General features: G+C 41.0%; 12 protein-coding genes. 2 read left to right on the forward strand and 10 right to left on the reverse strand.

The window, feature by feature from the left end:
- Positions 1-148 precede the first annotated feature (148 nt).
- The 8 genes from GSQ74_RS02430 to GSQ74_RS02465 all read right to left on the reverse strand — a co-directional run bounded on the left by GSQ74_RS02430 (position 149) and on the right by GSQ74_RS02465 (position 8,994).
- Entirely contained in the window at positions 149-934 is a 786-nt protein-coding gene (locus tag GSQ74_RS02430; RefSeq protein ID WP_158989677.1) for a mechanosensitive ion channel family protein, read from the reverse strand.
- Positions 935-1,292: 358 nt separating this feature from the next.
- On the reverse strand, positions 1,293-2,930 hold the full coding sequence (gene groL / locus GSQ74_RS02435; protein WP_158989679.1) for a chaperonin GroEL: 1,638 nt from the start codon (positions 2,928-2,930) through the stop codon (positions 1,293-1,295).
- Positions 2,931-2,989: 59 nt separating this feature from the next.
- The gene (gene groES, locus GSQ74_RS02440; protein ID WP_158989681.1) at positions 2,990-3,283 is read right to left on the reverse strand and encodes a co-chaperone GroES; all 294 of its coding nucleotides are present in this window, start codon (positions 3,281-3,283) and stop codon (positions 2,990-2,992) included.
- Between the two features lie 252 nt (positions 3,284-3,535).
- Positions 3,536-3,910: a preprotein translocase subunit SecG gene (gene secG / locus GSQ74_RS02445; RefSeq protein ID WP_158989683.1), complete on the reverse strand. Its 375-nt coding sequence runs from the start codon at positions 3,908-3,910 to the stop codon at positions 3,536-3,538.
- Positions 3,911-3,921: 11 nt separating this feature from the next.
- Positions 3,922-5,598 (reverse strand): hypothetical protein, encoded by a 1,677-nt coding sequence (locus tag GSQ74_RS02450; protein ID WP_158989685.1) that lies wholly within the window; start codon positions 5,596-5,598, stop codon positions 3,922-3,924.
- A gap of 22 nt (positions 5,599-5,620) precedes the next feature.
- Complete coding sequence (locus GSQ74_RS02455; protein ID WP_158989687.1) at positions 5,621-6,133, reverse strand: LptE family protein; 513 nt, start codon at positions 6,131-6,133, stop codon at positions 5,621-5,623.
- Between the two features lie 3 nt (positions 6,134-6,136).
- Complete coding sequence (locus tag GSQ74_RS02460) at positions 6,137-7,378, reverse strand: sigma-54-dependent Fis family transcriptional regulator (protein ID WP_158989689.1); 1,242 nt, start codon at positions 7,376-7,378, stop codon at positions 6,137-6,139.
- A 92-nt stretch (positions 7,379-7,470) separates the two neighbouring features.
- Entirely contained in the window at positions 7,471-8,994 is a 1,524-nt protein-coding gene (locus tag GSQ74_RS02465; protein ID WP_158989691.1) for a MiaB/RimO family radical SAM methylthiotransferase, read from the reverse strand.
- 121 nt (positions 8,995-9,115) lie between these two features.
- Here GSQ74_RS02465 and GSQ74_RS02470 point away from each other — a divergent pair, with 121 nt between their 5' ends.
- Both GSQ74_RS02470 and GSQ74_RS02475 read left to right on the forward strand, forming a co-directional pair.
- Positions 9,116-10,984 (forward strand): hypothetical protein, encoded by a 1,869-nt coding sequence (locus GSQ74_RS02470; RefSeq protein WP_158989693.1) that lies wholly within the window; start codon positions 9,116-9,118, stop codon positions 10,982-10,984.
- On the forward strand, positions 10,984-12,795 hold the full coding sequence (locus tag GSQ74_RS02475; protein WP_158989695.1) for a hypothetical protein: 1,812 nt from the start codon (positions 10,984-10,986) through the stop codon (positions 12,793-12,795). Before GSQ74_RS02470 ends, GSQ74_RS02475 begins: the two co-directional genes overlap by 1 nt.
- A 293-nt stretch (positions 12,796-13,088) precedes the next feature.
- Here GSQ74_RS02475 and sprA read toward each other — a convergent pair whose 3' ends face one another.
- Both sprA and ruvA read right to left on the reverse strand, forming a co-directional pair.
- Positions 13,089-20,156, reverse strand: a complete 7,068-nt coding sequence (sprA, locus tag GSQ74_RS02480) for a cell surface protein SprA (RefSeq protein WP_254060791.1) — start codon at positions 20,154-20,156, stop codon at positions 13,089-13,091.
- Between the two features lie 23 nt (positions 20,157-20,179).
- Positions 20,180-20,764 (reverse strand): Holliday junction branch migration protein RuvA, encoded by a 585-nt coding sequence (gene ruvA / locus GSQ74_RS02485; RefSeq protein ID WP_158989697.1) that lies wholly within the window; start codon positions 20,762-20,764, stop codon positions 20,180-20,182.
- Positions 20,765-20,778: the final 14 nt, after the last annotated feature.

A 20,778-nucleotide genomic window follows, 5' to 3' on the forward strand; every position in this document is an offset into this window, starting at 1 on the left:
TTTGTCATTCTGAGCATAGCGAAGAATCTGTAGGGTGCAAACTACTTTACAGATTCTTCGTTATGCTCAGAATGACACTCTTCTTGATCTTTAGAACACCTATGGTCTCATCTCTCTCTGCATTCGAGATGACAATGGTCAAATCTAGTTACATTCCCGGTAACTTAATACCGCCGGATACTAAATCATTTATTATTTTTTCGTGCAGCGCAAGTCGCGTGGTTCCAAAATCTGATGGATTTACCCAAACATTTACAACAAACTTTACACCGTCAACTTCTAATGCAGATATGCCTACCTTGTTACGCGGGTCGGGTAAAATATTGGGGGTAACTTTTATCGCATCCAAAATAATTGTTTTAACCTGCTCAACATTGGCTGCGTAACCTAATTTTATCTCAAAATCCAACCGGCGTTTACCTTCGCGGGTAACGTTTACTATTACTTCGTTAAATAATTTACCGTTGGGGATGATAACCGTTTTATTATCAGCTGTAATTAATACGGTGTAAAATATTTGTATGGTGGTTACTACACCATCCTGGCCCTGGGCAACAATGTTATCGTCAATCTGAAACGGTTTTAACATTAATATTAACACACCACCGGCAAAGTTTTGTAAAGTGCCTGATAGGGCCAAACCCGCTGCAACACCAAATGCGCCAATAATAGTACTAAATATAGTTAGCTGGAAGCCAATTACTGACATCACCAAAATGATGAGCAATATGTAGAGCGATGTTATAGTAAGACTTAGAAAGAATGGTTGTAGTGAAGAGTGAACCTTCCGTTTAGACATTTGAGCGCGAAGGCGCCCGGCTACAACTTTTATAAGCCAAAGGCCTATAAATAATATTATTAATCCTATTATGATTAGGGGGCCAATGTCGAGCGCCCAATCATAGGCTTTATCGTAGAACTTCGTTAGCTTCATAGTGAAGGCACGAAGTTAGTAAATTAATTATTTACCGTAAATAGATATAAAAAGCTCAGGGCCTTTAAAAAACAACCACTCAACTATGTGAGATTGGATGTGTCTGGTTTTTTGTGTTAACTGTTTCATGTTGTCGGTTATTCAAATGCCATGCCTGAAATCAATTGTATCAGATATGTTATTCAAATTTACGACGAAAAGTGTGATTTAGATTTATTAATCAATCATTTGATTAATAAATGACACTCGATTTACTTCGATATGACTTTTCCATCGCCCTAAAGCAAAAAACCCTTGTCTGTTATAACAGACAAGGGTTTTGTTTTAGTGATCAGAGACTGGAAGCGAAGCTTTACGATTACATCATGCCGCCCATACCGCCGCCGCCCATTGGAGGCATACCACCACCTTTTTCATCTTCAGGATCATCAGCTAACACACACTCGGTAGTTAACAACATTGATGCGATTGAAGCTGCATTCTCTAATGCTACACGGCCAACTTTAGTTGGGTCGATAACACCGGCTGCAATTAGGTTTTCGTATTTATCAGTACGTGCGTTGTAACCAAAGTCACCTGTACCTTCTTTAACTTTTTGTACTACGATTGAACCTTCGATACCTGCATTTTCGCAGATCTGACGTAAAGGCTCTTCGATAGCGCGACGGATGATCTGGATACCAGTGTTCTCATCTTCGTTCTCACCTTTAAGGTCAGCTAAAGCTGCAACCGCACGGATGAAAGCAACACCACCACCAGCAACAATGCCTTCTTCAACAGCGGCACGGGTTGCGTGTAATGCATCGTCAACACGATCTTTCTTTTCTTTCATTTCAACTTCAGAAGCTGCACCGATATATAATACCGCAACACCGCCAGATAATTTGGCTAAACGTTCCTGTAATTTTTCTTTATCGTAGTCAGAAGTTGTAGTTTCAATTTGTGAGCGAATTTCGCCAACACGACCTTTAATGGCTTCAGCTTCGCCGTTACCATTAATTAGGGTAGTGTTATCTTTATCGATAGTGATTTTTTCAGCTTGGCCTAACATGCTTAGTTCAGCGCTTTCTAATTTAAAGCCTCTTTCTTCAGATATTACAGTACCACCAGTAAGGATAGCGATATCCTCTAACATTGCTTTACGACGATCGCCAAAACCTGGTGCTTTAACAGCAGCGACTTTTAGTGAGCCGCGAATTTTATTAACTACTAATGTAGCTAATGCTTCGCCGTCTAAATCTTCAGCAATAATTAATAGTGGTTTACCAGTTTGAACTTGTTTTTCCAAAATTGGAAGAAGTTCTTTCATGGAAGAGATTTTTTTGTCGTAGATAAGGATATAAGGGTTATCCAATTCTACTTCCATTTTATCAGAGTTGGTTACAAAGTAAGGAGATAAGTAACCACGGTCAAACTGCATACCTTCAACAGTTTTAACTTCAGTTTCAGTTCCTTTAGCTTCTTCAACAGTGATAACGCCTGAAGTACCAACTTTTTTCATCGCGTCAGCAATCATTTCGCCAATAACTTCATCGTTATTTGCTGAGATTGATGCTACTTGTTTGATCTTGCTGAAATCATCGCCAACGTCTTGTTTTTGTGATCTTAGGTTTTCAACAACAACTTTAACCGCTTTATCAATACCGCGTTTCAAATCCATTGGGTTTGCACCAGCAGCTACGTTTTTAACACCAGCAGTAACAATTGCCTGTGCTAATACAGTTGCAGTAGTAGTTCCATCACCTGCTATATCGGCAGTTTTTGAAGCAACTTCTTTAACCATTTGAGCGCCCATGTTTTCAATGGCGTCTTTTAGTTCAATTTCTTTAGCTACAGATACACCATCTTTAGTGATAACTGGTGAACCGAATTTTTTATCGATAATTACGTGACGACCTTTTGGGCCTAATGTTACTTTAACTGCATTAGCTAAAATATCAACACCGCGTTTTAGAGCGTCGCGTGCTTCAACATTGTATTTAACTTGTTTTGACATTTTAATTTTTTATTTGATGGATGTTTTTAATAAGTATTATAATTGATGATACCAGGTGATTAAACAATCACGTAGACATCAGACTCTCTCATAACTAAATAATCTTTGCCTTCGATAGGGAATTCCTGACCGGCAAATTTACCGTAGATAACTTTATCGCCCGCTTTAACTGTCATTGGGATTAATGTACCGGTTGTGTCAGCATAACGGCCAGGGCCTACTGCCACTACTGTTCCGTATTGAGGTTTTTCTTGTGCGGTTTCAGGAATGTAAATACCTGAAGCAGTTTTTGTCTCAGCCGGAGCAGCTTCAATTATTATTCTGTCTCCAAGAGGTTTCACGTTTAATGACATAATGATATAACTATTTTAAATTTATAAAAGTTTGTGTTTATGGTTGCAATTGTACATCAACTGTGCCAAGCCTGTGTAATCTCTCACATTGGCATATAATTCTTTTAATTCTGTTTTATTGTCAGCTAAGGTTAAATGGCTTATGCCTGCTTAACATTAATTAAATATTCCGATGTCAAGGTGGCAGTAACTTATAAGCAAAAAAGCCATCCGTTAGTTAACGGATGGCTTTTTAAAATCCTTTATTAAAAACTATTTAGCAGGTGCCGGTGTAGTAGCAGGTGCCTGTTGTTGAGGCTGTGCTGTACCCGGTGCAGCAAATGGAGTTGCAGCGCCGCTATTGGTAGGTTTTGATAGTTCTTTAGTTTTTTCTAATTGATCTTTAGTATCAACTTTATTTGCGCCGCCTTTAACAGCAACGTTAATAGCTAATGATAATACCATTAAGCCTATGGCTAAAACCCAGGTACCTTTTTCTAAAAAGTCGCCGGTTTTTTGCACACCCATTAGTTGAGATGAGCTTGAAAAATTAGATGATAAACCACCACCCTTAGGGTTTTGGATTAATACAATAAGGCCTAAACACACACAAACGATGATGGCTATGATCAATAATAATAAATACATTTCTTTTTATATTAATTTGTTTTCTTTTCTAATTCTTCAATTTGGCTCGCAAAGTAACGGCTTTTTTCCGGGAATTTCAACATCAATTTTTTATAAGTGGCTATAGCCTTAGGATATAGCATTTGGTCGATATAAATTTGAGCCAGTGTTTCGGTTACCAGGTTGGCATGATCCTCTGAACTTTTTTTGGCTTTGTTTTCGTTATCCAATTTTTCGCCGGTTTGAGGCTTTATTTGCGGTACTTCCTGTATAAAGCGTTCAATTATTTTATCCTCTTTTACTTTAGGGTTAAAAGCTATAGGCTGATCGGAGGTATGTTGTTCCAGATCTTCAACCGAAGTAAGGTGAAAAATATTTTCTACATACTGTTGCTGCAATTCATCAGCTGGGTTTTGCTTAATGCTTTGAGTGGTATCCAGCTTAAACTCCACATAAGGCTGGTATATGCCTGAGTGCTCCTTACGTGTTTTATCCAACCACCACATAAAGCTGTACGGCATTTTTTCGTCGTGATATTTTGAAACAGTAATGTAAGGTTCTTCTTTTTTAGCAGATGTATTATTTTCAAGTACAGAAGCTACGGCTGGTTCAAAAGAATCTCTTGTTTGCGTTTCTTCAACATTTTTTTCGGCAGGCTCTTTATGCTCGCGAAAAGCTTTATCAAACACAAAAAAGTCAGTAGAAACAATGTTGTTCATGATCAGCTTTTCAGCTTCATCATTCATATCAACCTTGCGGTCGGTATTTGCCGCAGGCTCTTGCCTGGCGGCGGCAGGCTGATCTTCGGCCAATGCATCCGCGAATGGCGGAACATAGTGCTCCGTTGCCGCTTGTTCTTCCTGCTGTTTAGCGAAGATATCTTCGTTAGCCAGGTTTATATCATCAATGCTTACAATTTCGTCGTAAACATCATCATTAATCGGTTGGACAAAATACGAATCTAAATCTTCAAGCGAAATTTGCTGCTCAACAATATTATCTTCTTTTTCTATCAGTCCATCCAAAACAGGGACAGGCGGCTCATTGATCTGTACAGGGATTTCAGTATTGACTTCTGGTTCTTCATCCTCATCAATTTCTATCTCATTATAAGGAATCTGCTCCAATACCGAATCTTTTTGTTCGGTAAGCGGCGGAAGATCCTCTACTCCATTAGCAGGCAACTCTTCATGCTGGCCTTCAGCCTGTATTTCCTTATTATGGAATACACCTTCTACCGGCGTTATTTCTTCATAAATTTCCGATGCTTCTTCCTCATGTATTTCAACAGGGTTTGGATGAGCTTCGGTATGAATTATTGGCGATTCAGCAATTTCCTCTGTTACCGGGAAATCCTCTTCTCCTACCCATGGCGCTAAGAGCAAGTCATCGTTGCCGCCTTCAATTTCGGCTTCAACAGTATTGGCAGTTGAATTATTTGATTTAATTATTTGCTCCGCAGATACTATTGATAAGCTATCAGCATCATGCGTTAATTTATACAAAACCCTGGGGTTAGCATAAACTACAGCCTGGTTTAAATTTTCGCCATCGGTGGCATGCACCAGTAATGCATGCAAAATGCCGCTCTGCGGGTTTTCGGCAATTAATTGCTGTAAATTGTACGCATGTTCTCCGTGCTTACCAGCCGGATTGGCTAATAAGTCCCATAAAAGTTGGGTCCTGGTATTGTTTACTTGCTGATCCACTTGGGTTGAAACTACGAATTGCTTACCAATTTGCAAAGGCTTTGTTAAAAATATCTTCGGTTATCTGTGTAATCAGCGCCGGAACCAGGGTATTTTGCTGCGAAGCAATATCGCCGGTAAAGTTTTTTGACTCACTGAACGACTGCTCGTAGCTGTCCTTTTTATTAACGTTATTGGTGTATTTAACCTCAACTGTAATGGTTAAAGCTGATGCACCTGCAATTGGCGGGGCGTTGTTGGCTGTTGCCTGTATAGATGCAGGGGCGATGCTATATCCGGTGATGCTACCCGTCATAATCGCGTCGGATTGTTCTGTACGTACAATAGCAAGGCTGGTTGTTGAGCGGATACGGGCCTTTAGCGCTTCGGTAAAGTCCTGGCTCAGGGTAGGTAAAACGTATGGCGCGGTATTTTCAAAATAACCAATATTAATTGTTTTTAACCCTTGTGTTGATGCACCATTTAATTTAATACTGCATGATTGCGCCGAGAAAACCATAATAACGGCAGCTAAAACCCCAAATACACTCTTCATCAATTATAAATCTAATTCTTTTATTTTACGGTACAGTGTTCTTTCTGATATACCAAGCTCATTCGCGGCAAGCTTGCGCTTTCCTTTGTGCTTTTTTAAGGCTTTTCGTATCAGGTCAGATTCCTTTTCAATTAATGATAGTGATTCTTCAACTTCTTCAGCATCATGGGTTATATTGAAAGCATCCGGCTTGTTATTGTTATTAATAACGGGTTGCTGAATAGTAAATTGTGACTCGTGGCTATTGCCCGGCATTTCAATATCGCGGTAAAGCTGGTTAATGGCCTGCTGATTATTGGCAAACGCTGGGGCTACGCCACCATGTTCAACAATATCGGCAACTAATTTTTTAAGCTCCACCATATCACGCTTCATATCAAACAAAACCTTGTATAGTATGTCGCGCTCCGAGAAATCCTCTTTACCCGGATGTTCAACACGCATAGGCAGGTTTCTGCCGCTTACTTCGTGGGGGATGTAGGTAAGCAATATTGGGCCTGTTATTACATGATTTGTTTCCAGAACAGCCAATTGCTCGGCCATATTTTTTAGCTGGCGAACATTACCCGGCCATGAATAATTGATGAGTACCTGCTGTGCCTCTTCGTCCAGTTGGATTGGCGGGGTGCGGTATTTAGCGGTAAAATCAGATGTAAACTTGCGGAATAGCAGATAAATATCTTCCTTCCTATCTCGCAATGGCGGTATGCGTAATGGAACAGTATTTAAACGATAGTAAAGATCCTCACGGAATTTTCCGCTTTTTACAGCTTCGTAAACATCAACATTAGTGGCTGCTATGACCCTCACATTGGTTTTCTCTACTTTGGATGATCCTACCTTGATGAATTGACCAGACTCCAATACACGCAGTAAACGGGCTTGTGTACCTAAAGGCATTTCGGCAATTTCATCTAAAAAGATGGTACCACCGCTTACGGTTTCAAAATAACCTTTACGTTCGCCAACAGCACCTGTGTAGGCACCTTTTTCGTGACCGAATAATTCAGAATCAATTGTTCCTTCAGGTATCGCGCCGCAGTTTACCGCAATGAACGGGCCATGCTTACGCGGGCTCATTTGGTGAATGATATGCGAAAACACTTCCTTGCCACTACCACTCTCGCCTGTAATTAATACCGAAATATCAGTAGGCGCCACCTGGTTGGCAATATTTATAGCCCGGTTTAACAAAGGCGAATTGCCAATGATACCGAAGCGTTGTTTAATTTCTTGTATCTCCATTTTGTTTGGTGAGTGGTTGATTGGGTTGATTCAGTTGATTAGTTTTTCTATAATCGTCTTATATCGACCTACAACTCAGTCCAACTTAAAATTTATTCTATTACGCTACCCATTAACGTTGCTGTTGTGCAACGCTCAACAAGCACATTCACATACTCTCCGGGTTTATAACCTTCTCCTACCGGGAAAATAACCATCATATTTTGATCACTACGGCCCGCATAATCATTTTTTGATTTTTTTGAGAAACCTTCGATCAGCACTTTTTGTGTAGTACCCAATAATGCTAACAAACGAACGTGCGAATGCTGTTGTTGTTTGGCTACTATTTCCTGCAAACGGCGCAATTTTACATCTTCCGGAATATCATCAGCATAACGTTTCGCGGCTAAAGTACCCGGCCTTTCGGAGTACATGAACATGTAGGCAAAGTAAAATTGCACATAGTCCATCATGCTCAGTGTTTCCTGATGCTCTTCTTCTGTTTCGGTGCAAAAACCGGTGATCATATCCGTTGATATGGCACATCCGGGTATAATGCGGTTAATGGCATCAACACGATTTATATACCACTCACGGTCATAAGTCCGGTTCATTAGTTTAAGCACCCTGCTGTTACCCGATTGTATAGGAAGATGAATATAGTTGCAAATATTATCGTATTTGGCAATGGTGTATAACACATCATCGGTAATATCTTTTGGGTGCGATGTAGAAAAGCGAACGCGTAATTCAGGGCTGATGAGGGCTACCATTCCGAGCAACTCAGCAAATGAAACACCGGCTTTGCTATGGTCAACCGGATTTATTCCACTTATATCCTCGCCAGATGCAAGTACCTTATCCAAAAGATCCATTCCTAATACCGGTTTTTCGATTTCAGCAATAACCTTTTCAGTTTCGGGCGCCCATTTGTAGCTATCTACATTTTGGCCAAGCAATGTTACCTCGCGATAACCTTTATCAAACAATTCACGGCACTCATTAACAATAGATTGCGGCTCACGGCTGCGCTCGCGGCCACGGGTAAACGGCACTACGCAGAATGAACACATATTATCGCAGCCACGCATAATGGATACGAAAGCATTGATGCCATTACTATTTAAACGTACCGGGCTAATATCCGCATACGTTTCCTCTCGGGACAACAATACGTTTACTGCACGCTGGCCATCATCAACCTTATCAATTAAATTAGGCAGATCGCGGTAGGCATCGGGGCCTACTACTACGTCCACTAATTTTTCTTCTTCTAAAAATTTCGATTTTAACCTTTCGGCCATGCAGCCCAGCACACCAACCACCATTCCGGGGTTTTTAGCTTTTGCGCCTGCAAATTCTTTCAGGCGGTTACGCACGCGTACTTCTGCATTCTCACGAATTGAGCAGGTGTTGATGAATATCACATCGGCAGATGTAAAATCGCCGGTGGTTTCAAAACCGCTTTCTGTTAAAATAGATGCAACTATCTCACTGTCAGAAAAATTCATCGCGCAGCCATAGCTTTCAATATACAACTTGCGACCACTATTTTTCCCTGGAATTGGCTCTAATACCAATGCCTCCCCTTGCCTGCTTTCGTCGTGCGTCTTATCCGGAACTAACAAATCCATCGTGTCTTTTTAGAATTTAGTCTGCAAAAATACATAAAATTCATATATAGCGTGACATCTTGTCAGCAAATTAACAAAAACCTTACTTTATTGTTACTCCGTATATCGAAAAAGTAATAGAATGAAAAAAGACGAAACCACCCACAAAAAAGGATTTGCCCGATGGCCTTTAGTAATAACACTTATTATAGTGCTATTTGTAGCCGGTGGTTACTATGCTTATCAAAAATATATAGCCGCAAACCATTGGAAACCCCTGTTGCAAGCAGAGTTAAAAGAACTGGTTTTAAAATCGACCGATAGCCTTTACCACATTGAGTATTCGGACTTTGATTTGAATATCACCTCGGGTGACGCGACGTTAACCGATTTTAAGTTGATACCCGATACGGCCGTTTACAACAAACTAGTAGCCTTAAAAAAAGCACCTGATAATTTATTCACCCTGAGCGTAAAAAAACTAAGTATTAATAATTTAGGAGCGGTTAAAGCTTATAAGGAAAAGATATTGAACATCACCAGTATCACTATTGAAAACCCAAGCCTTACCGTAGTGAATAAACGCTTTAAATTTAATGATACCGTAAAAGTGGGCAAACCAAAAAGTCCTTATGAACTGATAAAAAACACCTTTAAGCAATTACATATCGACTCGATCTCGCTAAAAGACATTAGCTTGAATTATATTAATAAAAGCAACCCGATTGAAAAGCATACAGCTTTAAAACACCTCAACATTAATATCTCTGATGTGGTAATCGATTCGCTTTCGGATAAAGACACCAGTCGTTTTTATTATACCAAAGGAGTTGATATTACGATTAAGGACTATAAAATAGCTACGCCTGATAGTTTATATAAAGCCGCTATCGACCAGATTTATTTTTCGACTTCGAAAAGGGTGATTTATTTAGACGGGGTTTCGTTTTTACCAAGATATAACAAGACTGACTTCTACCTTAAAACGCATGAAGCCGCGGGCGATATTTATACACTAAAATTTAACAGGATAGCGATTAATGATATTAACCTGCAGGAGTTTTTACGTGACCAAATTTTATATGCAGGCACACTTGATATTGCTAACGCCAGTGTACAGATATACAGTAATAACGCTTACAAAGGCGTAAAATCTATCAAAATAGGCAAAGACCCGGAGCAATCGTTGCAGAATGTGGCGTTGGATATGCAATTGAAGCGCATCAATATAAAAAACACTTTGATTAGCTATGCTGAATCGGATGCGACATCGGGTTATACCGGGGTTATTACGTTTAACCATACCAATGGCGTCATATATAACGTTACTAATGATGACGATATTAAAAAGGTGAACCCTTATATGATCGCCCACATTAATACCCGCTTTATGAACGCGGCTAATTTAAATGTGAATTTTAAATTCGACTTAAATTCAAAAATAGGCGCGTTTAACTACTCGGGTACTTTAGGCAAATTTGATGGCCGTATAATGGATAAGCTGGTAAGGCCGCTGGCATTGGTTCATGTACAATCAGCTGATATTCAAAAACTTCATTTTAATGTAGATGCCAGTAATTATAGTGGCAAAGGCCAGCTGGAGTTTTATTATAAAAACCTGAATGTACAGTTACTAAAAAAGGTTGAAGGCAAAGCTGGGTTGCAAACACAAGGTTTTATATCGAAATTGGCAAATACCTTAATTATTGAAGATGAAAATCCGGATAAGAAGGGTATATTTAGGCCAGGGCCGATTGATATAAAACGCGACCCGAGAGTGTCCTTCTTTAGTTTCCTGTACAAAGCATTATTAGACGGGTTAAAGCCCAGTGTAGGGTTTGATAAAAAAACAGAGGGTAAGGTTAATAAAGCCATAGTAAAGGTTAGCAGCCTGGTTGATAAGTTTAAAGCATATAAAGCAAATCGCCAGCTAAAAAAAGAAGAACGCCAGCAAGCACGCGAGGCCAAAAAGGAGGCCAAAATGCAAAAGGATTCAACTAAAAATAAATAATGGCGTTTAAATTTTTAAAACTAAAAAGGAACAAATTAGGACTGGAGATTTTAGCAGTATTTGTTACCCTGTTTTTAGTTTTAGCATTTTTAATCAATTTATATTGGTCGCCTATTTTAGCGCAAAAAATAAGGGATGCCGTTTTAAACGGTAGCGACAGCTTATATAAAGCTGATTTTTCTAAAGCCGAGTTGCATATACTGCACGGCAATATCATTTTTTATAATATTGCCATTGAGCCCGATACCGCGGTATACAACCGCATGTGCCGTGAGCATCGTGCACCAAACAACCTGATTGAACTACACGTGCGGAGGTTGATATTAACCAGCATACATCCGTTTAAACTTTATTTCAGGCATCAATTGGATATAGGCGAGGTGGTTTTGAATGACCCCAACCTGCATGTAACTTATAAACTCAACCAAACGAAGGACACGGTAATTAACGATAACCGAACGGCCTGGCAAAAAATATCAAAAAGCCTGAGTTCTATACACATTGGCAATGTATTTTTAAATGATATTAAGTTTAAGTACGATGATTACTCTGGTAATAAACTGGTTATCTCTGAATTAAAAGAAATGAGTTTCAGCGCCAGCGACCTGCTTATTGATTCGGCTACCCAAAAAGATAAATCGAGGCTTTTGTATTGCAAAGAGATCATAGCCGAGCTGCACAATTATAAAGGTAAAACAGCTGATGGTTTATACACCTATAAGGCCGACCATGTGAAGCTATCTACCTTAACATCGAGATTAACCATAAAGGGACTTACTTTAGAGCCTGTTAACGCTAAGACCTTTTTTAACAGGACCGCAAAAGACAGGTATTCTTTCCAGTTGGATTCATTAGTATTAAACCATTTTGATTATTTGGCTTATCACCGTTTCCGAACGGTAAGCGTATCGTCGATGGAGGCCTCCAATGGAACCTTTGCATTGCTTAATAACCCTAATAAGGTAGCCGATCCAACAGCGGATAAATCCGGCAGCTTCCCTGCGCGTGCCTTGGCTGAGATTAAAACTGATTTAAGAATTGACACCGCCTACATTCATAACGTAACGGTTACTTATAGCGAGTATAATGCTAAATCATATCAAACTGGCACTATATCTTTTAACAATACTTCGGGCAAGTTTTTGAATATCACCAATAACAAAATCGCCCTCGGCAAAAACAACATCTGCACGGCACAATTAACCACCCATTTTATGAACAGGGGAAGGCTTAATTTATTATTCAATATTAACCTTACCGACCCGGAGCTGCCTTATAGCTATAAAGGCGACCTGGGGCCCATGAACATGGGAAACCTGAATACCGCTACTATGCCTTTGGCCATGGTAAAAATAACAGACGGCAACATTAAAAGCTTTGATTTTGATATTACCGCCAATAGCAAAATATCTAAAGGCAGGGTAACACTTTTGTATAATGGTTTAAAGGTTAAATTATTGACACCAGACACAGCTTTCAACGGGTTTAGTAGCAAGCTGATCGAATCGTTATACGCCAATATATTTATCATTAAGCATAACAACCCCGATTATGATGGGGAAGCGCCAAGAACATTTTATGTAAATTATGTGCGGCCAAAATCATCGCCATTCTTCAAAACCATATGGAACACCTTGCTTACCGGCATAAAACCCGCGGCAGGCCTCGATGAAAAAACTGAAAAGGCTACCGCAGCCAAAATAGAAGAAGCCAGTGCGGATAAGCAAATAAGGCTCACAAAAAAGGCCGCCCGCCAAAAACGCCGCGCCGAAAAGAAGGCTGCAAAGGCGTTGAAAAAGGCGGGGAAGTAAAAGGTGATTGCCCCCTCCTCCTGTCAATGTCATTAATTTAAGGGGAATATTTCTTAATACTTTTTTACTCTCTTTTTTACTTGCAAAATAGAGGGTGGTCGAGCGAAGCAAAGACCGGGTGAGTAAACTATACAATTGGCATTAGCGCAAATGCCCGGCGCACAGTTGACTCACCCCGAATGCGCTGCGCTGTTCGACCCTCTCTCCGGCAAGCCGGAAAGAGGGTGAAAAATTACGTCCCCTTAATCCAACAATCGCACGGCACTGACTTTATGTATACCTGCAATATCAATTTACTGTAATATCAGCTTCAAATTAAACCCAAAAGTACTAAACGATGTATTGAAACTTTGCGATGTATATGGCTTAGTAATGTTAGCATCGTAAAAGAAGCTAATATTAAAACGATCGCTAAGCGCGTAGTTAATTTCGGGGCGATAGGTAATGTTATCCGCGCCGGATGATACCTGGGCAGCCAACACATCGGGTTGGAAAATTAATGTTTTTGTGTTTCGTATCGCGAAAGCAAGATTAAATGTTAAGTCGTTTTTCAGGATAAAATCTTCCCATAACCCAAACGGGAACCTGAAGTTTTTGGCTTTGTAGCCGAAGCTAATTACCACATCATCCTCATTTTGCTGGGCCAGCTGGCTGTTTAACAAGCTCAAACTAAGGGCACGGCTTTGCATATAGGATATGCTGGTAGTTACATTGTTCTTAAAGCGCATATCAATACCCAGCAATGGCGCGAACTGCTCAAATATGGTTACCTGCGAAAACTGGTACATCGGTAAAAAATCGTTGTTGATGTCTCTTGCACTTGAACTTCCATCGTTTTGGGTGTATTGCAATAAGGTTGTATAACCACCCACGTTATAGGTTGAGCTGTAAGCATGTTTAAGATCAAACGAATCAAAAATATCGGCAAGAAAAGGAATCTTGACTAAACCACCGTAAGTTACTTGCCAGTTTGGAAGCGGGATACTCGGGAACTGACTAAGGTTGGATGTTGACGGATTTTTACCGGTGTAGGCCGCAAGGAAAGCCGGCACTAATACGTTTTGCGAGTTAGGCCCATAACCATCGGCAAAACCACCGCTTGATCCGGCCGGATTTGAATTTGGATTGAGTTTGCCTAAACGCTGAGAAATGATAGCCCTATCATTCATGAATGTATTATATGTTGGCGAGTTATTGTTAATACCGCTGATTTTTGAGAACGCTGTACCAATTGTTATATATGATATGCTGTAATCGCCGGTAGTAACAGGCGAAAGGTTTTCGAAACTGCTGGTTGCATCCAGGTACTTAAAGTTGGTTTGGTAGGTTTGATCCTGCGTTTTAAATGCGGTAAGAATTATACGCAGGCCTTGTATCGGTTCAACAGTACCGTTAAAATGCAAATCGGAGTTGTAGGTTTTTACGTATAGTTGATTTTGCAGGGTATCGTTGGATATCCAACCGTTTGCTACGGCGCGTGCCCTGATGTCAGCCTGGCTGCCTAATAAAAACCCGATGCCCGGCGCGTTATAAGTAGGATCTTCACCAAATACGGTTGATTGCGGCAGATATCCCGGCAGGAAAATACCCTGAGTTTTGGTGTAGGTAACATTCAGGGTTTTTAAGCTAGTTAATAAGCCTTTTAAAATTTTAGTAAGTTTACTATCTCCGTCGTCTTTATTGGCAGTACGTAAAAAGGCAAACTTGTTATACAGCGTTGTAAAGTTAAAGGTTGGGGTCACCAATATGGTGCGCGAGTTTTGGATGCTGTTACCTACGTTAAACTGCGGATCATCAACCGAAAAACCAGGTTCAGCAAGCCAGTTAAAATGCGCGCTGTAACTGGTGTTGGCGCTTATCCAGTCCATATATGGTATTTTGTTGAACGGGATAGCATACGTTGCGCCAAACGTGTGGTTGTAGTTAGTGGTACGGCCAAGGTGCGCAAGGTTATTGTATAGTGTATCCCTGTTTAAACCGGTTAGGGGGCCCTGCGGCTCATCTACGGTTGCAAGATTGGTAGCATCAAAATTAAGGCTGAGTGATTTGGTTAGGTTCCACCCGATGCCGAAGACTTTGGTAATGGTAAACGTGTTGTTAAATGTTGACGGTATGGCAATGATATTATCAGGATCGTTATTACGCAAGGTGGTTTCGGAATCAAAGCGATCAAAATCAATACTGAAGTTTAACCGTGATGGCGCAAGACTTAGGTTAATATCCTTAAATACCTGCAATAAATTATTCTTAACTATTTTAGTGAAAGGAGTCCAATATTTGGGCTTGTTCGAATAGTTATAGGCCAGCTCCAGGTGGTACGTCTTCTCAAAATCAGACAAAGTATTGAAATCATGATACTCATAATCGGTATAAGCATAGCTGGCATTAAAGTTTGAAATACTATACACCTTGTTTGGTGCCGTCGGGTTTGTTTTAGCCACATGCACATTTGTAAAGTTGATGCTTTTACGCTGTGTGACAGTTTCAGCAGCATTTTTAATAGAGTCGCGTTGCTTAGTACTGGTGGCCGTTTTAAGTGTTTGACTCAACAAAATATCGGGCGAAGCAGGATCATATAAAGGTTTACTTACCTGCGATGATACGTTTATATAGGTTGGTATATGCACCCCGCTTTTATCCGGGAAGAATTTACCAAGTTCCACATTAGCCGATACGCTGTAATTTGAATTATTATCCAACGAACGGTCTTCTATTTTTGAGTCGAGCGTTCCAAAGCCTGCAGTTTGCTCGCCTCCGGATACGTTGATATCGGCAAAATCGGCCAGTTTTATATCAGCTTTAGCAATAGCGGCCCAGCCGGAACGCTGGTTAAAATCAGTAAGCCTCAGCTCATCAAACCAAACAATACCCGATTTTGCGAGGCCATCATCGGCTGCCGGGTTGTTACCTTTAAAGGGGTTACGTACACCCAACATTACGGTAGTTAAACGGCTTAGATCGGGCTGGCCCATAATGGTTATTTTAGCAGCACCTATCATAACGGTATATGGTACAGTTAATGGCCACGGCTGCCCTTTATATTTAGCGGCATCACGAGCTAGTTTGGCGTTGGTGAGCAGATCAAGCTCCAGATCGATCTGGTTTGCGGCAGGCCATATACTGTTAGGGTTCGAGCTACCCGGCTGTGTAACGGTTAAAGGGATATCGTATTCGTAATAATTCTCGGTGTAATCAAGCCCCAAACGAATGAAGGTATGCAGGTCGCCATTGTTTAAGGTAATAGCGGGCAATGCTTCGGCATGCACAAACATTTGCAGGTTTTTGTAGTTGCGCAAATCATTATTAAACGTTTTAAAAGCCGCCTGCGAATAACCATCAGTAAGGTTATCTACTGTTAGCGATAATGACTGCTCATTTAGTTTAGTATTAGCATTTATGCTACTGTAATTAGTTTGTTGCTGTATACCCGGCGGTACCACGTAAGGGATAGGCTGGCGGTTACTGTTTTCGTCGATATTAACCGTACCAACAACCATTGTTGAATGATCTGTAACAGGATTTACGATGGCTGGGTCAGCTAGTACATTCGCCGGATTATTATCGGAGTTATATGCGCGCCAATCGCCACGTACCAATTGCAATTCGGCGAAACGTAGTATCGAGGTATCGGCGAAACCGGTCATATACAGACGCATGAAACGGATGGATTTAAAATCCTGGATACCACCAACCGCAGATTGATAACTGGTAATAGGGACACGGAATTGATACCATGTATAAGTTTGAGTAGTACCATTGGCAAGCTTAACACTTGAGGTTACTTTATCATTAACAAAGCCGGTGCCCACAACAAGATCTTTAGGACGAATGGATACGTGGTATTCAAAATATTCATCATCCGTACTCATGTTATTGTCACGATCAATGTCTTCCGCATCGGGCAGAGATGTGGACGCGGAGGTTTGCAGGCCTAATTGCGCTTCGGATTGGGCGGCAGTCTTGGAGTTACCATCGGTACCATTGTATTTGCTGTAACGCTGCAAGATACCTGCCCCTGCATGATCAAGCGCGGGCCCCTGGTAATATTGATAATCATCCGATGATGGATCAGCAGTAATAGCAGCAGCGGCAGCCTGATCAACCTGGGTTTTTATTGCCTGTACCTGGGGGGCAAATTTGGTGCGTTCGTCGGCATCTCCCAATCCATCCAAACCAACATCCTGTAGGGCACGAGAATTCGGATCATTATCAAACGCGTTTACTACCGGCTGTAGTTTAGCTACGCGCCCCCATGCGGTGGTATCAACAGTACTCAGATCGCCGTTTACAGGCAGGCCATTTTCTATACTCTTTCTACCATCTTTTAATATATCTTCAGATATACTACCCAAGTTAAAATACAAATCACCACCGGTTGAGTTTGGCTTGCCAATAAACGGATCTAATACCCAAAACTCAATATAGGTAACATTTAAGGCTTCAAAATCATTGGTTGATATGGCCCGCATCATCCCCCCCCAGCGGGCGGCCGGGTTTTGCAGCGTACCGTCAACATTTATACCAGTAGTGGCATAGTTATATGGACCACGGGTATTTGGGTAAAAAGCCAAATCAAGCGTTGGTAATATTTGCGGCTGGCCGGTTACTGATTGTATAGCAGGATATACCTCTGTTTGCAATACTTCGCGCACATAAGGTTTTGACAACTCGGCCCGTGAAACGGGGATAGTGGTTGAAGTATAAAATGTTGGGTCGATATTATAAAATGCTAAACGGGCACGGTTAAACCCATAACTCAGATCATCAAATCGTTGCGATTCGGGGAAAAGCTGCGGCGTGCTTGATATTTGCCATGTATTCGCGCTTTTTAGGTCGATCTCTGATTGGCTATTCTCGAAATCATCCAGATAAGCAGTACCGTTTTTAGAACCTGCATAATTTAATGCAGCTGGCGTACCGGGTAAAAGCTGGGCAAACTCACCACTAAAATTTACTGAGGATGGCACTTTGGTATGTATCAAAGGGATATCATCAACCAAACGGGTCAGCATGCGCGAAGGAGAGCTATAGTTTGCATCAAAGCCCCATATGGTATTTGAGATGGACTCTGAGCCAACAGCTTCGTTTTGCGAGATGGGCTGCTCGGTTAAGTGCATAATGGTTGCTCCCAAGGCTAGTTTTGGGCTCACCTGGTAATCAAACCTTGAACCGTAAAGGGATTTTTGCTGAACGCCGAACAGTTCATTATTCTCCAGGTTAACCGTTATAGGCTGGCCCGATGAAAGAATAGACTGATTAAGTATACGGATAGTACCGCCATTATAATCAACCGTATAATCGTTACCCTCAACCAACTTTTGCGCGCCAACAGTTACCACTACCGATCCCTGCGGAATATTTGTGGCGTTAAGCTGATATTCGGAACCACCCTGCGAGGTATATGTACCCTGTATTACATATCGGTTTAATTGCGGATAGAATTGCTGCGCCACCGTTTGCGTTGAATCATACAATGGCTGATAAACATAGGTGCTTATGAGACTTTGCTCGCCGGGGGCGAATTTGGCGGCGAGGTCGGCACCAAAGGGTTCAACCTCTGGAAAGATAAGCAAGCCATTTTGCGGATCGATGGTTATACCTGATAAAAAATCAAAATAACCATCAGGTTTTTTCTGATTTTGCTGATCGAGATTATCTAACCCGGTTAATTGCAGCCAAAGTTTACCCGTGGTATTTTTACCATCGGACATGATGGGTTTTAAGATACCTGAACTGTTATCTAACCGCGATATAGATAATTTAAAATTAGTAGGACTAATTTGGTATGCACCCAGCGAATAGATGTTTTTCATCATCAAATTCCAAATCGGCAGGTTTGTTTTCAGCAAGGTGTTCTTCAGCATCTTTACATACAATACATTAGGCGTATTGTTATTCACCGGGCGATCGCTGGAGAACTCACCAACCTGGTAAGTAACACCGTTATAAGTATATTGATAAGCTACAGCCAACACCTCATCATTATTTAAAGGGTAGTTAAGTGATATAAAGCCCAATTGCGGATGCAGTGTATACTCTTTGGTGGTTAACTGGCGGGCGTAGGTTAGTTTGGCATAGTTATCGGTAGCCCCGGTATTATTAAAGTAACTGGCAACGTCGTTTGAGTTTGTTAAACGCGCACCAACTGGCAGGTTTTTCAGCAAACTGTTTGACTGTTGTGTAAAGCCCGGGATATCCGTACCGGCAGGTAAGCTGGAGTAAGCGCCACCACCCTGAATTAAACGCTTGTTATATGGAGCGTTCTCGCCCAAATCCATAAAAGCCAATACATCCCTGGAGTTAGTGGTAGAATTGTTGCGGTTAGTGATCCAAACTTCGATTTTGGTAATGTTTATACTTGAACTGATGATGGGGCTATTTGCCAGCGCCTTATCATAATTATTCCTAAAATATTGCGACAGGAAGTAGTGTTTATTAGCATCATATGCATCAGTAGTCAGCTTAAAGTTACCTTGCTCGGAGCCATTGGTTATAGTGATGCTTTTTGATTGCGAACGCTGTTGCGATATTATTGAGGTAACATTAAGCTTGCCAAATTTCAACTTGGTTTTTACACCAAATAACGCCTGCACACCGGTTATTAGCGTGGTATTTAGGGGCATGCTTACCGTACCGGCCTGTATCTCTTGAATAATATCGTCCGGCTTGCCTTTGTAGTCAAGCTTTATCTGGTTATCAAACTGAAACTGGGCATTGGTGTTATAATTAGTTGCTACGGTAAGGTTAGTACCAATATTACCCGTAACATTTAATTGTATCTGCTGATCGAAATTAAAGTTAAACTGGTTGCGCTGCTGTGAATTAAATAAAGGGTTATCGTTTTTATTGAGCTGACCTTCAAATGCCGCATTGGCCGACCCTTGTGCTTTAATATCAATATTGGGGCCACCGAATATTTGCTCGAAGGTTTGGCTGCGTACTTTTATTTGGGGGATGAATCCGGGTTGTTGTGATTGGTAGGCATATTTATCGGCAAGGGTTTTAAAATAATCCCGTTCAGTTTCCTGTTGTTTTATCGCCAGGTACTGCATATATGTTAAGTACTGTGGGGCGCGATAAAGCATATCGCCCACGCTTTCATATAAGATATACTGGTTTGTGGCGGCATCGTACACAATGGTACGTACTAGGTTTGGCGGATCGGCATCAAAAACCCCCCGACGCAAACGCATGTTATTGGATTCCTGAATATTATAAGGTTCCTGTACTTTAACCGAATCTTTACGGGGTGTTACTATTGTAGGATCAGGAAGCTGCTGGGCAAAACTCCGCCCCACCCCGCATAACGCGAAAATAATTAAGATACATGTATAAGGTTTTAGCGTAAGACTCTTAGTCAAAAATCGTTCAAATTATAAAGTAATTATAAGTTTTTCAGCGCATATTTAATCAACTGTTCAACAGTTAAATCTTCAGTATTTTTATTTATTTCTTGTTCCAAAATCTTTTCAGCGGCATTACGTGCAAATCCCAGCATCACCAAAGCCGAAAGTGCCTCATCCTTAGCGGTTTTGTTTGCCGGCATAACGGTAAGGGTATCCGGGCCTTCTTTGCGTAATTTATCTTGTAACTCTAATATTACACGTTGTGCCGATTTTGGGCCGATGCCTTTTATACGTTGAATTAAGGCAACATTACCACTGATAATGGCATTTTGTATTTCGATTGGAGTAATGGATGAAAGCATCATTCGCCCGGTATTTGGGCCAATGCCTGAAATAGAAATCAGATGCAGAAACAGACGGCGCTCACCTTCATCGGCGAAGCCATAAAGGCTATGTCCATCCTCTTTTACGTGCAGCCAGGTGTACAGCTTGCAACGTTCGGCAGTGCCTAATTGCGAATAGGTATGCAGCGATATATTGATATGATAACCTACTCCGCCGGCATCAATAACCACATACGAAGGGCTTTTAAAAGCTAATTTACCATCAATATAAGCGTACATGTTTTATCTATATG

The organism is Mucilaginibacter sp. L196 (genome assembly GCF_009765905.1).
Lineage (GTDB): Bacteria > Bacteroidota > Bacteroidia > Sphingobacteriales > Sphingobacteriaceae > Mucilaginibacter.

Coding starts and splice junctions, on each gene's coding strand:
- GSQ74_RS02430 (WP_158989677.1), bottom strand. CDS start 934: ATGAAGCTAACGAAGTTCTACGATAAAGCCTATGATTGGGCGCTCGAC.
- groL (WP_158989679.1), bottom strand. CDS start 2,930: ATGTCAAAACAAGTTAAATACAATGTTGAAGCACGCGACGCTCTAAAA.
- groES (WP_158989681.1), bottom strand. CDS start 3,283: ATGTCATTAAACGTGAAACCTCTTGGAGACAGAATAATAATTGAAGCT.
- secG (WP_158989683.1), bottom strand. CDS start 3,910: ATGTATTTATTATTATTGATCATAGCCATCATCGTTTGTGTGTGTTTA.
- GSQ74_RS02455 (WP_158989687.1), bottom strand. CDS start 6,133: ATGAAGAGTGTATTTGGGGTTTTAGCTGCCGTTATTATGGTTTTCTCG.
- GSQ74_RS02460 (WP_158989689.1), bottom strand. CDS start 7,378: ATGGAGATACAAGAAATTAAACAACGCTTCGGTATCATTGGCAATTCG.
- GSQ74_RS02465 (WP_158989691.1), bottom strand. CDS start 8,994: ATGGATTTGTTAGTTCCGGATAAGACGCACGACGAAAGCAGGCAAGGG.
- GSQ74_RS02470 (WP_158989693.1), top strand. CDS start 9,116: ATGAAAAAAGACGAAACCACCCACAAAAAAGGATTTGCCCGATGGCCT.
- GSQ74_RS02475 (WP_158989695.1), top strand. CDS start 10,984: ATGGCGTTTAAATTTTTAAAACTAAAAAGGAACAAATTAGGACTGGAG.
- ruvA (WP_158989697.1), bottom strand. CDS start 20,764: ATGTACGCTTATATTGATGGTAAATTAGCTTTTAAAAGCCCTTCGTAT.